This window comes from Cupriavidus sp. L7L, assembly GCF_004353535.1.
In the GTDB taxonomy this organism is placed as follows: domain Bacteria; phylum Pseudomonadota; class Gammaproteobacteria; order Burkholderiales; family Burkholderiaceae; genus Cupriavidus; species Cupriavidus oxalaticus_A.
Map to the genome: position 1 here is coordinate 57,648 of NZ_SMNY01000001.1, position 14,783 is coordinate 72,430.

Below are 14,783 nucleotides of genomic sequence, written 5' to 3' on the forward strand. Positions count from 1 at the left end.
GCAATGGCTGACCCTCGCGCGGATCAGCCGAAAGCGGGATTGCCGTCGGCGCGGAAGCGGCTGCCGAGGCGGTAACGGTTGCCCGGGTGCAGGCAACGAACGAATGTCACTGGCACGCCATTGGTCCAGGTGCGGCGGGTCAGCATCAGGCAAGGTTGCGTTGGCGGCATTTCCAGTTGCGCGGCCTGCTCCGGCGTGGCGGCAATGGCATCGACCACGTGCTCTACCTGATCGTAGGGCACGTGGCGCAACAGGTATTCGCCGGGCTGGGTCGCGCTGAAGTCCTGGCCGATGAAGTCCGGCGCCACGCGCGGGTTCACGTAGCGGTCTTCCAGCTGCACCGGCACGCCATCTTCGCGATGCACGCAGACCGAATGGAACACGGACTCGCCGGTGTGCAGCTCCAGCGCGGCCGCCACCTCGATCGACGCCGACACCCGCTCGACCAGGATCACGTCGCAGGCATAGTCATGCCCGCGCATGCGGATCTCGTCCTGCAGGTTGACCACCGACAGCAGCGTGGACTGCGGCTTGTGCTCGGCGACGAAGGTGCCGACGCCGGCGACGCGCACCACCCGCCCCTGCTCCGACAGCTCGCGCAGGGCCCGGTTGACGGTCATGCGCGAGACGCCGAAGCGGTTCACCAGTTCCTGCTCCGACGGCACCCGGTCGCCCGGCTGCCACGCGCCACTCTGGATCTGGCGGGCGATGTACTCCTTCACCTGCTGGTAGAGCGCGGTGGGAGAGGAAGCTGGGGTGGCGGAGCCGACGGCGTGGTTCATGGCGTTTCAGTGCTCGGCCGCGGCAATGGCCTCGGCGCGGATTTCCTCGGTCAGCCGCGCCTTGAGCGCGGAAAACTCCGGAGAGGTCTTGATCGTGTAATGGCGCGGATGCGGAAAATCGACCGCGATATCGCTCTTGATCCGGCCCGGCCTGGCGGAAAACACCGCCACCCGGTTGGCCATGAAAATGGCCTCGTCGATATCATGGGTCACGAATAATACCGTCTTGCGCGACGCTTCCCATATGCCGAGCAATAACTCCTGCATCAGCACGCGGGTCTGGTTGTCGAGCGCGCCGAACGGTTCGTCGAGCAGCAGGATCTTGGGATCGTTGGCCAGCGCCCGCGCGATCGCGGTGCGCTGCTGCATGCCCCCCGACAGCTGCTTCGGGTAATGGTGCTCGAATCCGCGCAGCCCCACGCGCTGGATAAAGAAGTCGCTGCGCTCCTTCTGCTCCGCCGCGCTCATGCCGCGCTCGCGCAGGCCGAAGCGCACGTTCTGCTCGATCGTCAGCCACGGGAACAGCGTGTACGACTGGAACACCATGCCGCGGTCGGCGCCCGGGTCGGAGACCGGCTGGCCGTCGAGCAGCACGCGGCCGGTGGAAGGCGTGTCCAGCCCGGCCACGATGCGCAGCAGCGTGGACTTGCCGCAGCCCGACGGGCCCAGGATGGTGACGAAGTCGTTATCGCGCACTTCGAAATCGACCGGCTGCAGCGCCAGCGTCTTCCCGCCGCGCGGGTTGGAGAAGGTACGCGAGACCTGCTGGATGGACAGTGCGCTCATTGGATCGAACTCCACGGGAACAGGCGCTGGTTGGCGCGCTTGAAGACAAGGTCGGAGACCAGGCCGATGCAGCCGATCACGATGATGCCGAAGATGATCTGCCCGGTATTGAGCAGCGCCTGGCTGTCGGTGATCATGTGCCCGATGCCCGACGACGAGCCGATCAGCTCGGCCACGATCACGTAGGTCCAGGCCCAGCCCAGCACCAGCCGCAGGATCTCGGCGATTTCCGGCGCGGCGCCCGGGATCAGCACGCGGCGCACGATGCCGGCGCTGTTGGCGCCGAGCGTGTAGGCGGCCTCGACCAGGTCCTTGCGCGCGCCGCCGACCGCCACCGCCACCATCAGCACGATCTGGAAGAACGAGCCGATAAAGATCACCAGCAGCTTCTGGGTCTCGCCGATGCCGGCCCACAGGATCAGCAGCGGGATGAAGGCCGACGCCGGCAGGTAGCGGCAGAACGAGACAAAGGGCTCGAAGAACGCCTCGGCCGCCTTGTACGCGCCCATGAAGATGCCCAGCGGCACCGCCAGCACCGCCGCCAGCACGAAGCCACCTACAACGCGCCACACCGTCATGCCGATGTCGCCGATGAAGTTGTGCTCGGTGAACAGGATCAGACCCTCTTTGGCCATCGTCAGCGGATCGGCCAGGAACGTGCGCGGCACGAAGCCGCCCAGCGTCACCACGGCCCACACGCCGAAGAACAGCACGAAGAAAGACAGGCCCAGCATCCAGCGGGTATTGGGCTGCACCGGCACCAGCGGTGCCAGCCAGGGATGGCGCCGGCGCGCCGGTGCCGCCGGGGGGGCGGACACCGCTGCGGGCGCGTGGGAACCGATTCGGGCTTGCGTCATGACGTTCACGCCTCCTTGCGACTGCTCTGCTTACTTGAGGAAACGCGCGTCATACAACGCCGTCACGTCGGGCACCTGGCGGATCACGCCGATTTCCATCAGCACGCCCGCCGCTTCCTTGCTGAAGCTGGCGAGTTCACCGGAGAAGAACTTCTTGTTGGCCTCGCGATCCTGCCAGCGCAGGTAGGCGGCCGACTTGGCGAACTGCTCGCCGGTCTGCTTGACTGCGGCGCCCATGATTTCGTTAGCCTTCGCCGGCTCCTTCTGGATCATCTCGAGCGCCTCGAAGTAGCTGTCGACCAGCGCCTGCGCCGCCTTGGGGTTCTCCTTGAGCCACTTGGGCGCGCAGCCCAGCGTGTCGGTCACCATGGGGTAATCCAGCGTGGTCGCCAGGATCTTGCCCTTGTCCGGGTTCTGGCGGACGGTGGACAGGTAGGGCTCGTACGTCATGGCGCCGTCGTTCTGGCCGGCCACGAACGCCTGCGCCGCCGCCTGCGGCGACAGCGTCGTGGTCTTGACGTCCTTCAGCGACATGCCGTTCTTCTTCAGCATCCAGGCCAGGCCGAAGTACGGCGCGGTGCCCGGCGCATCGACGCCAATGGTCTTGCCCTTCAGGTCGGCGAAGGTCTTGACGTCGCCGCGCACGGCCAGGCCGTCGGCGCCGTAGGACTTGTCGAGCTGCACGATCTGGGTGATCGGTACGCCGTTGGCGTTCCAGGCCACATGGGTCTCGACCGTGGTCGCCGCGCACTGGATCGCACCGGCGGCCAGCGCCAGGTGGCGGTCCTTCTGCGGGATCATCTTGATGTCGACCTCGACACCGTTCTTCTTGAAGATGCCTGCCTTGTCGGCCAGCGTCAGCGGCGCGAAGCCGGTCCAGCCGCTCATGCCGAGCGTGACCTTGGTGGTCTGCGCGTGGCCGGCGCCTGCCATGGTGACTGCCGCGGCAAACAGCGCGGCCTGCATTGCCTTGCGGCCACGAATCCTGCCTTGAATCCTGCCCTGCATGCGGCTTTCCATCCTCATCGAAACGCTCCTTTGGTGTGTCCGTCGACGGCAGGCCATGCTTGTGGCGCGCTCGTTTTCGGGCATTAAACAATGCCTGTATATACAAGTCAATGTAGGGCTTCCCCCGAGGGGTTAGACGTCACATCACCGCGGAAATCGGCTGGACGGCGCGGAGGCATCAACCACCACAACGGTGCTGCGGCTTGCCGTAGGTGCGGAAAGCACCACGTTGGCACGCCAGAAGTGTTGCTGTATAGACAGGATTGAAGTGACGCCAGGATGAGCAAACCCCGTGCCAGGGGCACGGGGCGCGACCGCGGGCGCGCTCAGGCGTCGAAGAAGGAAGCGACCGTGGGAAAGCGCAGCCGCAGCCGCAACTCGCGCTTCAGGCGGCGGTTGTCGAGCCGGCGCGACTCGCTCATGAAGCTCAGCAGCGTCGGCTCAATCACTTCACGCGCCTGGCCGCGCGTAATACGCGGGGGCCGCGGCAGGCCGCGCCGATCGGCAACGAGGTCGAAGTAGTCGGCCATGCGCAGCTCGGTATCGTCGCTGGCATGGACCACCCGCTGCGGCCGGCCGCGGAACAGCGCGGCAACCATGATGCGAGCCAGGTCGTCGGCATGGATATGGCTGGTGTAGACGTCGTCCTGCGGCACCAGCGCGGGCGTGCCCCGCTTGAGCCGGGCCACCGGCAGCCGCTCGGCGGCATAGATGCCCGGGATGCGCACGATGCTGGTGCGCCAGCCGGCATCGCGGCCAAAGGCGCGCACCGCCCCCTCGGCGGCCACGCGGCGGCGCGCGCGCGCCGTCTGCGGCCGCACGGCATGGAATTCCGACACCCGCGCGCCCTGCCGGTCGCCGTAGACGCCCGAGGTGCTGGCGTAGACAAAGGCACGGCGGCGAAGGCCCCGGTCGGGTAGAATGGCGGGCTCGCCGCCAGGCGTGCCGCCCTGCCGCCAGGCCTTGCGGCGCAAGGCGGCGAGCAAGGCACGCGTACGCGGATCGCCCTCGCCCTGACCGGGCGGCGGCGCCAGGTCCAGCACCTGCGTGGCCAGCCCGCGCAGCCGCGCCAGCGTCACCGGCCGGTCCAGGTCCGCCACCAGCGGCACCGCACCGGCGGCGCGCAGTTCGGCGCGGCGCGCCGGCTGCGACGTGACGGCAAACACGCGCATGCGCGACGACAGGATTCGCAGGCAGCGCGTCCCCACATCCCCGCACCCGACGATCAACAGGCGCGGACGACCCAGCCGGCGGCTGGGGACCGGCAAAACTGGTAAAGCCGGCAGGAGCGGGAGGCGCGAGGGCTGCAGCATCGACTGAATTTGGCTCATAGACCGATTATGGCTTATCAAGTAACCGTCATGCCCAGTGGCCACAAGTTCGAAGTGGCCGCGGACGAAACCATCCTCGGCGCGGCCCTGCGCCACAGCATCGGCCTGCCCTACGGCTGCAAGAACGGCGCCTGCGGCTCGTGCAAGGGCCGCGTGCTGGAAGGCACCATCGTGCAGGGCGACCACGCCCCGGCCGCGCTGACCGCGCAGGAAAAGGCCGAGGGCCGCGCGCTGTTCTGCTGCGCCAACGCGTCGTCCGACATTACCATTGAATGCCGCGAAGTCCACGGCGCCGGCGACATCCCGATCAAGAAGGTGCCGTGCCGCGTGACCTCGCTGGAGCGGCTGGCCGATGACGTGATCGCCATCAAGCTGCAGCTGCCCGCGACCGAGCGCATGCAGTACCTGGCCGGCCAGTACGTGGAATTCCTGCTGCGCGACGGCAAGCGCCGCAGCTATTCGATCGCCACGCCGCCGCACGAGGACGGTCCGATCGAACTGCATATCCGCCATATGCCGGGCGGCGCCTTCACCGACTATGTCTTCGGCGCCAAGGAAGGTGCCCCGGCGATGAAGGAACGCGACATCCTGCGCTTCGAAGGCCCGCTGGGCAGCTTCTTCCTGCGCGAGGAATCGACCGCCCCGATCATCCTGCTGGCTTCCGGCACCGGCTTCGCCCCGATCAAGGCCATCGTCGAGCATGCCGCCTACACCGGCATCACGCGCCCGATGACGCTGTACTGGGGCGGCCGCCGGCCCAAGGACCTGTACATGCACGCGCTGGCCGAGCAATGGGCGCGCGACCTGCCCAACTTCAGGTACGTGCCGGTGGTATCCGACGCGCTGCCCGAAGACAATTGGCAGGGCCGCACGGGCTTCGTCCACCAGGCGGTGATCGCCGACCATCCCGACATGTCGGGCCACGAGGTCTACGCCTGCGGCGCGCCGGTGATGATCAACGCCGCGCGCGGCGACTTCACCCGCCAGTGCAAGCTGCACGAAGACGCGTTCTTCGCCGACTCGTTCACCTCCGAGGCCGACATGCACCCGGCCACGCCGGCGGCACCCGCTGCCTGACCCGCCCGGGCCGGCACGCCGTTCCGCCAGCGCAACAATGCCCGGGTCCGCCAAAATTGGTTTTGACACCCGGGCCCATGCGCCTTATATTTGCCCGCATGCATACGACCTTCAACCGACGCCGCAGCTTCCGTACGTCGCTCCCCGCTGGGGTGCCGCGCGGCTGACCGTCGACTGCGTCTGTTCAGGTCAACGAGCCACGGGCAACCCCCGTGGCTTTTTGTTTTTCCGCGCTTTTCCGCTTTTTTCCTGCTTGTCCGTCCATCGTTTAAAGCCGACCCCTGGAGTCCGCCATGGCATTTGCTGAGTTTCCCGTCCAATCCCTGATGTACATCACCAACCGGCCCGAGCTCGTCTTCACCGAAGGCAAGGGCTCCTGGCTGACGGACCACAACGGCAAGCGATACCTGGACTTTGTGCAGGGCTGGGCGGTCAACTGCCTGGGCCACTCCAACCAGGGCATGATCGACGCGCTGGTCGAGCAGTCGAAGAAGATCATCAACCCGAGCCCGGCCTTCTACAACGAGCCGATGCTGCGCCTGGCCAAACAGCTGACCGATAACAGCTGCTTCGACAAAGTCTTCTTCGCCAACAGCGGCGCCGAGGCCAACGAAGGCGCGATCAAGCTGGCGCGCAAATGGGGCCGCAAGCACAAGAACGGCGCCTACGAGATCATCACCATGGACCACAGCTTCCATGGCCGCACGCTCGCCACCATGAGCGCGTCGGGCAAGGCCGGCTGGGACACCATCTTCGCGCCGCAGGTGCCGGGCTTCCCCAAGGCCGAGCTGAACGACCTGGCCTCGGTCGAGAAGCTGATCACCGACAAGACCGTCGGCATCATGCTGGAACCGGTGCAGGGCGAAGGCGGCGTGATCCCCGCCACGCGCGAGTTCATGCAGGGCCTGCGCGCACTGGCCGACAAGCACAGGCTGCTGTTCATCGTCGATGAAGTGCAGGCCGGCTGCGGCCGCTGCGGCACGCTGTTCGCGTACGAGCTGTCGGGCGTCGAGCCGGACATCATGACGCTGGGCAAGGGCATCGGCGGCGGCGTGCCGCTGTCTGCGCTGCTGTGCAAGGCCGAAGTCGCCAGCTTCGAGGCCGGCGACCAGGGCGGCACCTACAACGGCAACCCGCTGATGACCGCGGTGGGCAGCGCAGTGATCGAGCAGCTGACCGCGCCGGGTTTCCTGGATGACGTCAAGGCCAAGGGCGAATACCTGAAGGAGCAGCTGCTGGCGCTGTCGGCCGAGTTCGGCCTGGGCGGCGAGCGTGGCGAAGGCCTGCTGCGCGCCCTGCTGCTGGACAAGGACATCGGCCCGCAACTGGTGGAAGAAGCCCGCGACATGGATCCGCAAGGCCTGCTGCTGAACGCGCCGCGCGCCAACCTGCTGCGCTTCATGCCGGCGCTGAACGTCACGCGCGAAGAGATCGACCAGATGATCGGCATGCTGCGCACGCTGCTGAAGAAGCTGGCCTGACAAAAAAGCCTCGCGTAAGCGAGGCGTGAGGGCTGCTGCAAACCTTGCACACTGGCAGGTTTGCTCCCCTCTCCCGCTTGCGGGAGAGGGGCCGGGGGTGAGGGCAGGAGCGTCAAAAGCTGATGCTCGCGGGTTTAGAACCGTTGGCTTCGCTCGGCGTGGTGCCTTGCTAGCCCGCCCCTCACCCCAACCCTCTCCCCATGAGGGGGAACACCTTGTTTAGGCCAGTTCGAGCGGCTTGGGAGCACCCAAAACCACTCGACCTTGCCGACGCCTTTACTCGCCCAGGTAGGCGGCCCGCACCTTGGGATCGTCCAGCATCTGCCTGGCGTCACCGCTCATGGTGATCAGCCCGGACTCCATCACGTAGCCGCGGTGCGCGGCCTGCAGCGCCAGGCGCGCGTTCTGCTCGACCAGCAGCACGGTCACGCCCTGCGCCGAGATATCGCGCACGACCTCGAAGATCTTGTCGACCATGATCGGCGACAAGCCCATCGACGGCTCGTCCAGCAGCAGCACCTTGGGCTGGCTCATCAGCGCGCGCGCCATCGCCAGCATCTGCTGCTCACCGCCGGACATGGTGCCCGCCAACTGGTTGGCGCGTTCCTTCAGGCGCGGGAAGATGCCGAACATGCGGTCGACGTCGGCCTTGATGCCGGCCTCGTCGTTGCGCGTGTAGGCGCCCATCTGCAGGTTCTCGGTGATGGTCATGCGCGCGAACACGCCGCGGCCTTCCGGCACCATCGCCAGCCCCTGCTTGAGCAGCGTGTAGCTGGGCACGCCCTTGATCGACTTGCCCATGTACTCCACGTCGCCGCCGGCCCAGCCCTGCAGGCCGGTGATGGCCTTCATGGTGGTGGTCTTGCCGGCGCCGTTGGCGCCGATCAGCGTGACCAGTTCGCCGTCCTGGATTTCCAGGTCGATGCCCTTGACGGCCTGGATGCCGCCGTACGCGACCTTCAGGCCGGAGATCTTCAGTACTGTCTGTTTCATTGCTGGCTGTGTCATTGCTTTCCCTCCCGCCATCAGTGCGCCGAGGTGCCGAGGTATGCCTCGATCACCGCGGGGTTGTTCTGCACCTCGTGCGGCAGGCCCTGGGCAATCACCTTGCCATAGTCCAGCACGGTCAGGCGGTTGCACAGGCCCATCACCAGCTTCACGTCGTGCTCGATCAGCAGGATGGTCTTGCCGTCGTTCTTGATCTTGTCGAGCAGGCCACGCAGCTCTACCTTCTCGGTCGCGTTCATGCCCGCGGCCGGCTCGTCCAGCGCCAGCAGCTTGGGCTCGGTCGCCAGCGCGCGGGCGATCTCCAGCCGGCGCTGGTGGCCGTACGACAGGTTGCGCGCGGTGAAGTTGGCGTACTTGCCGATGCCAACGTAGTCGAGCAGGTCATGCGCCATGTCCTCGATGCCCTCTTCCTCGCGGCGCACCGAAGGCGGCCGGAAGATCGCACCGAACAGCCCGGCCTTGGAGCGCACGTGCCGCCCCACCATCACGTTTTCCAGCGCGGTCATCTCGCCGAACAGGCGGATGTTCTGGAACGTGCGCGCGATGCCGGCCTTGGCCACCTCATGCACGGCGGTCGGCTGGTAGGGCTTGCCGCCCAGCACGAACTCGCCCGAATCCGGCGTGTACAGCCCGGTAATCACGTTGAAGAAGGTGGTCTTGCCGGCGCCGTTGGGGCCGATCAGGCCATAGATCTCGCCCGGCTTGATCTGCAGGCCCACCTCGGACAGTGCCTGCAGGCCGCCGAATCGCTTGTTGACCCCCTGTACCGACAGGAGGAAATCGTTGTTGCTCATGTTGTCCTCCTGGTCAGAAACGGCCCACGCTGCCCGCACGGCGCACCACCGGGCGGTCTTCCTTGCGCGGCGACGGCCAGATGCCTGCCGGGCGGTACAGCATGACGCCAACCAGGGCCAGGCCGAACAGCAGCTGGCGCAGGACTTCGGCATCCACAATCACATGGCCGAACAAGCCGGTCTGCATCGGCTCCGCCACCACGCGCAGCAGCTCCTGGAAGCCCACCAGCAGGACGCCGCCCAGGATCACGCCCGGGATATGGCCCATGCCGCCGAGCACCACGATGGCCAGCACGTAGATCGATTCCCACAGCGTGAACGATTCCGGCGACACGAAGCCCTGGAACGCGCCGAACACCGCGCCAGAGGCGCCGCCGAACGACGCGCCCATGGCAAAGGCCAGCAGCTTGATATTGCGGGTGTTGATGCCCATTGCCTTGGCGGCGATCTCGTCCTCGCGGATAGCGACGAAGGCCCGGCCGATGCGCGAGGTCTGCAAACGCAGGCACACGAACACGATCACGATGACCAGGAACACCAGCAGGTAGTAGTACATGAACACCGGCGTGAACTTCAGCCCGAAGATCTCGTGCGACTTGGAGAAGTCGAAGCCGAAGATATGGACCGGGTCCACCGCGGTGATGCCCTTGGGCCCGTTGGTGATGTTCACCGGACGGTCCAGGTTGTTCATGAAGATGCGGATGATTTCGCCGAAGCCCAGCGTCACGATGGCGAGGTAGTCGCCGCGCAGTTTCAGCGTCGGCGCCCCCAGCAGCACGCCGAACGTGGCGGCCACCAGGATCGCGATCGGCAACACGAACCACATCGACAAATGGATGCCGGTAGGGAACAGCTGGTGGATCCACTCGAACTGGTTCGCCAGGTGCGGCGAGCCGAGCAAAGCCATCAGGTAGGCGCCGACCGCGTAGAACGCGATATAGCCCAGGTCAAGCAGGCCGGCAAAGCCCACCACGATGTTCAGGCCCAGCGCCAGCATGATGTACAGCAACGCAAAGTCCAGCACGCGGACCCAGTAGTTGCCGCCCAGGGTCTGGACGATGAACGGTGCGCACAGCGCGACCACCAGGAAGCCGATCAGCGCGGCCAGGGTCTTGGCCGGCACCTTCGTCGGAGCCGCGACGGCGGCCGTGGATGGAATCGGGGTATTCATGGATTCGCTCTCCTCAGGCGCGGTCCGCCACGCGTTCGCCCATGATGCCGGACGGACGGAAGACGAGCACAGTGATCAGTACGATGAAGGCGAAGACGTCCTGGTAGTTCGAGCCGAACACGCCATTGGTCAGGTCGCCGATATAGCCGGCACCCAGCGCCTCGATCAGGCCCAGCAGCATGCCGCCGACCATCGCGCCGGCAAGGTTGCCGATGCCGCCCAGCACCGCGGCGGTGAACGCCTTCAGGCCCGGGATGAAGCCCATGTAGAAGTGGGCGTTGCCGTAGTTGGTGGCCATCATCACGCCGGCCAGCGCCGCCAGCGTGGCGCCGATCATGAAGGTGGCGGAGATGACAAAGTTGGGGTTCACGCCCATCAGGCCGGCCACCTTCTGGTTCTCGGCGGTGGCGCGCATGGCGCGGCCGAGCTTGGTGCGGTTCACCAGTGCCAGCAGGCCCGACATCACCATCACGGCCAGGCCGATGATGACCATTTCCTTGCCGGTGATGGTGGCGCCGGTTCCACCGATATCAATCGGCTCCGACGGCAGCAGTTGCGGGAAGGTCAGCGGGTTGCGCGACCAGATCAGCATGCCCATCGTCTGCAGGATGATGGACACGCCGATCGCGGTAATCAGCGGGGCCAGCCGTGGCGCATTGCGCAAGGGCCGGTAAGCGATTCGCTCGATCGAGTAAGACAGTATTGCGCAGACCGGCATCGCGACCAGGGTCGCAATGACCAGCGTCAGCCATTCGGGCAAGCCGGGGGCGAACTTCTGCAGGCCAAGAATCGCTGACAGGGCGGTCAGCGCGCCGATCATCAGGACATCGCCGTGGGCGAAGTTGATGATCCCCAGAATGCCGTAGACCATGGTGTAGCCCAGTGCGATCAGCGCATAGATGCTGCCGAGCACCAGACCGTTCACGATCTGCTGGATAAAGATATCCATGAAAACTCCTGCTTCAGTCCCTTACCTGACGGCATGGTGTGGATGCCGGGGGGGACATTGATGTGGTGATGGGTAACGTTGCCGAGGTTGCGTTGCTGGTAAGCGGCCCGCCATGCTCCATCCAGGGTAAGGATGCTTCTACATTAGGCGAGGCTAAAAAGAACGGCACCGCAAAATACTCACGGTGCCGTTCGGATGGGCCGGTAAGCCCTGATTACATCTTCACGACATCAAGGACGGACTTCTTCTTGTCCTTGTACTCGTACAGCGTGATGGTGCCTTCCTTCATGTCGCCCTTCTCGTCGAAGGCGATGTTGCCGATCACGCCCTTGTAGTTGGTCTTGGGCATTTCGGCCAGGATGGCAGCCGGTTCGGTCGAGTTGGCGCGCTTCATGGCGTCGACGATGACCATCACCGCGTCATAGGTGAACGGCGCGTAGATCTGCACCGGCGCGTTGAAGCGTGCCTGGTAGCGCTTGGAGAAGTCCGCGCCCTGCTCCATCTTCGACAGGGCCAGGCCGGCCTCGGAGCAGATGATGTTGGTCACGGCATCGCCGGCCAGCTCGGCCACCTTGTCGGTACAGACGCCGTCGCCGCCGACGATCTTGGCGCCGATGCCCAGTTCCTTGGCTTGCTTGGCGAACGGGCCGCCGGTGGCGTCCATGCCGCCGTACATGATCACGTCAGGCTTCTTGCCCTTGATCTTGGTGAGAATGGCCTTGAAGTCGGTAGCCTTGTCGTTGGTGGCCTCGCGTGCCACCACGTTCACGCCGGCCGCCTTGGCGGTCTTCTCGAACTCGTCGGCCAGGCCCTTGCCGTAGGCGGTGGCGTCGTCGACGATCGCCACGCTCTTGGCATGGAGGGTCTTGCTGGCATAGTTGGCCAGTGCCGGGCCCTGCTGTGCGTCGGTGGCCACCACGCGATAGGTGGTCTTGAAGCCCTGCTTGGTGTAGTCCGGGTTGGTGGACGACGGCGAGATCTGCACGATGCCGGCATCGCTATAGATCTTGGAGGCCGGGATCGACGTGCCCGAGTTCAGGTGGCCGACCACGGCCACGACCTTGGCGTCGACCAGCTTCTGTGCCACCGAGGTGCCAGTCTTCGGATCGGCGGCATCGTCTTCGCCGACCAGTTCCAGCTTGATCTTCTTGCCACCGACCTCGAGGCCGGCCTTGTTGACTTCTTCCACGGCCAGGCGGGCGCCGTTTTCGTTGTCCTTGCCAAGGTGCGCGATACCGCCGGTCAGCGGGGCCGCGTGGCCGATCTTGACGACGGTCTCGCCACCGCCCGCGGCAGGGGCTGCTGCGGCCGGCGCCGAAGAGGCCGCATCCGCCGGCTTCTCTTCCTTCTTGCCGCAAGCTGCTACCAGCGCCACTGCGGCCGCGATCGGCAGAATCTTGGCAAACGTGATTTGCATGAGTGATCTCCTAGGATTCACAAAAACAGGGATTTGCAACGCCTCCCGGACGTTTCCCTGGACCGCCTTTGTTTAGTTTCAATTTGAAACGCGCGCATTGTATCCCCTTTCTTTGCAGATGCAATACGCGACGCAACAAGTCGACCGATTTACCCTGCAAATGAGCTAGGGAATTTCCCCAATGCACAAATTGGGGCAATTCCCGCTCACATGGCGGGGCCGTCTCACATACTTACAAGAATCGTGCCTGCACCGCCTGGCGGGCGGCATTAGGCGCGGGCTGCGCCACTATAATAGGCCTTAATTAATTAGGCATTTCATTTCAAATGCGGCGCACCAATCTCTAATGTGCAGAATGTAGCGCCGCACCATAATAGGGAAAACCCCAGTTACGGGGATTACCCCTATTTGTCTGTTCGCCAAACACGCGGGTTATAGATGCACTGATCGCATTGCACCGATAATGTGCATTGCGCGTCATAAGCCCATGAATCGCGACCGCGCAGGCAAGCGCAAAAAAAAGCGCCGCATTGCGCGGCGCTTTTGTCATCGGCGTATCGAGGTGCGGGCCGGCCCGCTGCCGTTCAGGCGGCGACGCTGGCCGGCATCAAGCCGCGCGGCAGCGGGAACGCCATGTTTTCCTCGATGCCCTCCAGTGCCCGCACCTGGCGCGCACCGAGCGCGCGCAGGCGATCGACGATCGACTGCGCCAGCGCCTCGGGCGCCGAGGCCCCGGCGGTCAGGCCGATGCGGCGCTTGCCGGCGATCCATTCCGGGCGCACCTGCTCCGGCGCATCGACCATATAGGCCGGCACGCCCAGGCGCTGCGCCAGTTCGCGCAGGCGGTTGGAGTTGGAGCTGTTGGGGCTGCCGACCACGATCACCACCTCGACCTGCGGCGCCATGAACTTGACCGCGTCCTGGCGGTTCTGCGTGGCATAGCAGATATCCTGCTTCTTCGGCTCTCGGATCTGCGGATAGCGCGCCTTCAGCGCGGCGACGATCTCGCGGGTCTCGTCCACCGACAGCGTGGTCTGGGTCACGAAGGCAAGCCGCGCCGGGTCCGCGATCTGCAGCCTGGCGACGTCGTCGGCCGTCTCGACCAGCACCATGCCGCTGTTGGCCTGGCCCATGGTGCCTTCGACCTCCGGGTGGCCGCGATGGCCGATCATTACGATCTCGCAGCCTTCCGCGCGCATCTTGCTGACTTCGACATGCACCTTGGTCACCAGCGGGCAGGTTGCGTCGAACACGTGCAGGCCGCGCTTGGCGGCGTCCTCGCGCACTTCGCGCGACACGCCGTGCGCACTGAAGATGACGGTGGCGCCGGCGGGCACCTCGTCCAGCTCGCGCACGAACACCGCGCCCTTGCTGCGCAGGTCCGCCACCACGTAGGCGTTGTGCACGATTTCATGGCGCACGTAGATCGGCGCGCCGAAGCGCGCGAGCGCGCGCTCGACGATCTCGATGGCACGATCCACGCCTGCGCAGAAGCCGCGCGGCTGGGCCATCAGGATCTCGGCGTCGGGTGCGGTGGTCAGGTCAGGCATGCTGCGTATCTGGACAGGAGTCGGCACGTTGGCGCAATCAGAGGATGCCGATCAGCTGCACGTCGAACAGGATGGTCTGCCCGGCCAGCGGATGGTTGAAGTCGAACAGCGCCGCGGTCTCGCCGATTTCCTTCAGCACGCCCGCGTACTTGCCGCCGCCGGGCGCGTTGAACTCGACCAGGTCGCCCGGGCTGTAGTCTTCCTCGAACGAGCTGTTCTCGCGCAGCGTGGCCAGCGACACCCACTGCAGCAGTTCGGGATTGCGCGGCCCGAACGCGTGCTCCGGAGCGAGACGGTAAGTCATGCGCTCGCCTTCCGGCATGCCCAGCAGCGCCTGCTCCAGCGTGGGCGCGAGCTGGCCCTGGCCGAGCAGCAGCGTGGCGGGCTTGTCGTCGAAGGTGCTGACGACCTCGGTGCCGTTCTCTAGCGAGATGCTGTAGTGCAGGGTCAGGAAAGAGTCGGCCAGGACAGTCTTGCGGCCAGCCGTGCCGCCGTCGGCTTCCGACGCGAAAGTTTGCAAATTCATGGGTGATCAACCGAGGAACAACCCGTATTGTATTCGACTGGCCCAT

General features: G+C 65.5%; 14 protein-coding genes. 2 read left to right on the forward strand and 12 right to left on the reverse strand.

Features of this window, described 5'->3' with window-relative positions; genetic code table 11:
- Positions 1-23 precede the first annotated feature (23 nt).
- The 5 genes from hutC to E1J61_RS00310 all read right to left on the reverse strand — a co-directional run bounded on the left by hutC (position 24) and on the right by E1J61_RS00310 (position 4,764).
- Entirely contained in the window at positions 24-782 is a 759-nt protein-coding gene (gene hutC / locus E1J61_RS00290) for a histidine utilization repressor (protein WP_029046008.1), read from the reverse strand.
- 6 nt (positions 783-788) lie between these two features.
- Positions 789-1,568 (reverse strand): ABC transporter ATP-binding protein, encoded by a 780-nt coding sequence (locus E1J61_RS00295; RefSeq protein ID WP_133092203.1) that lies wholly within the window; start codon positions 1,566-1,568, stop codon positions 789-791.
- The gene (locus tag E1J61_RS00300; RefSeq protein WP_133092204.1) at positions 1,565-2,425 is read right to left on the reverse strand and encodes an ABC transporter permease; all 861 of its coding nucleotides are present in this window, start codon (positions 2,423-2,425) and stop codon (positions 1,565-1,567) included. Before E1J61_RS00300 ends, E1J61_RS00295 begins: the two co-directional genes overlap by 4 nt.
- 30 nt (positions 2,426-2,455) lie before the next feature.
- A complete protein-coding gene (locus E1J61_RS00305) occupies positions 2,456-3,391 on the reverse strand; it encodes an ABC transporter substrate-binding protein (protein WP_371702380.1) in 936 nt (311 codons plus the stop codon).
- A gap of 368 nt (positions 3,392-3,759) precedes the next feature.
- A complete protein-coding gene (locus E1J61_RS00310) occupies positions 3,760-4,764 on the reverse strand; it encodes an NAD-dependent epimerase/dehydratase family protein (RefSeq protein ID WP_133092205.1) in 1,005 nt (334 codons plus the stop codon).
- Between the two features lie 9 nt (positions 4,765-4,773).
- Between E1J61_RS00310 and E1J61_RS00315 the strand changes: the two genes are divergently transcribed.
- Complete coding sequence (locus tag E1J61_RS00315) at positions 4,774-5,841, forward strand: CDP-6-deoxy-delta-3,4-glucoseen reductase (protein WP_133092206.1); 1,068 nt, start codon at positions 4,774-4,776, stop codon at positions 5,839-5,841.
- A 293-nt stretch (positions 5,842-6,134) separates the two neighbouring features.
- Positions 6,135-7,322 (forward strand): acetylornithine transaminase, encoded by a 1,188-nt coding sequence (locus E1J61_RS00320; protein ID WP_133092207.1) that lies wholly within the window; start codon positions 6,135-6,137, stop codon positions 7,320-7,322.
- A 276-nt stretch (positions 7,323-7,598) separates the two neighbouring features.
- Here the strand turns inward: E1J61_RS00320 and E1J61_RS00325 are convergent, their stop codons facing one another.
- From E1J61_RS00325 to E1J61_RS00355, 7 genes are all read right to left on the reverse strand, one after another.
- On the reverse strand, positions 7,599-8,315 hold the full coding sequence (locus E1J61_RS00325; protein ID WP_133092208.1) for an ABC transporter ATP-binding protein: 717 nt from the start codon (positions 8,313-8,315) through the stop codon (positions 7,599-7,601).
- Between the two features lie 32 nt (positions 8,316-8,347).
- On the reverse strand, positions 8,348-9,124 hold the full coding sequence (locus E1J61_RS00330; protein ID WP_133092209.1) for an ABC transporter ATP-binding protein: 777 nt from the start codon (positions 9,122-9,124) through the stop codon (positions 8,348-8,350).
- 13 nt (positions 9,125-9,137) lie between these two features.
- The gene (locus E1J61_RS00335; RefSeq protein WP_133092210.1) at positions 9,138-10,295 is read right to left on the reverse strand and encodes an ABC transporter ATP-binding protein; all 1,158 of its coding nucleotides are present in this window, start codon (positions 10,293-10,295) and stop codon (positions 9,138-9,140) included.
- Between the two features lie 13 nt (positions 10,296-10,308).
- Positions 10,309-11,244 carry a branched-chain amino acid ABC transporter permease gene (locus E1J61_RS00340; protein WP_133092211.1) on the reverse strand — a complete coding sequence of 312 codons (936 nt, stop codon included), beginning with the start codon at positions 11,242-11,244 and terminating at the stop codon, positions 10,309-10,311.
- Between the two features lie 214 nt (positions 11,245-11,458).
- Positions 11,459-12,661 carry a branched-chain amino acid ABC transporter substrate-binding protein gene (locus E1J61_RS00345; RefSeq protein WP_133092212.1) on the reverse strand — a complete coding sequence of 401 codons (1,203 nt, stop codon included), beginning with the start codon at positions 12,659-12,661 and terminating at the stop codon, positions 11,459-11,461.
- Between the two features lie 584 nt (positions 12,662-13,245).
- The gene (gene ispH, locus E1J61_RS00350) at positions 13,246-14,211 is read right to left on the reverse strand and encodes a 4-hydroxy-3-methylbut-2-enyl diphosphate reductase (protein ID WP_133092213.1); all 966 of its coding nucleotides are present in this window, start codon (positions 14,209-14,211) and stop codon (positions 13,246-13,248) included.
- A 37-nt stretch (positions 14,212-14,248) separates the two neighbouring features.
- Positions 14,249-14,737, reverse strand: a complete 489-nt coding sequence (locus tag E1J61_RS00355) for a peptidylprolyl isomerase (RefSeq protein WP_133092214.1) — start codon at positions 14,735-14,737, stop codon at positions 14,249-14,251.
- Positions 14,738-14,783: the final 46 nt, after the last annotated feature.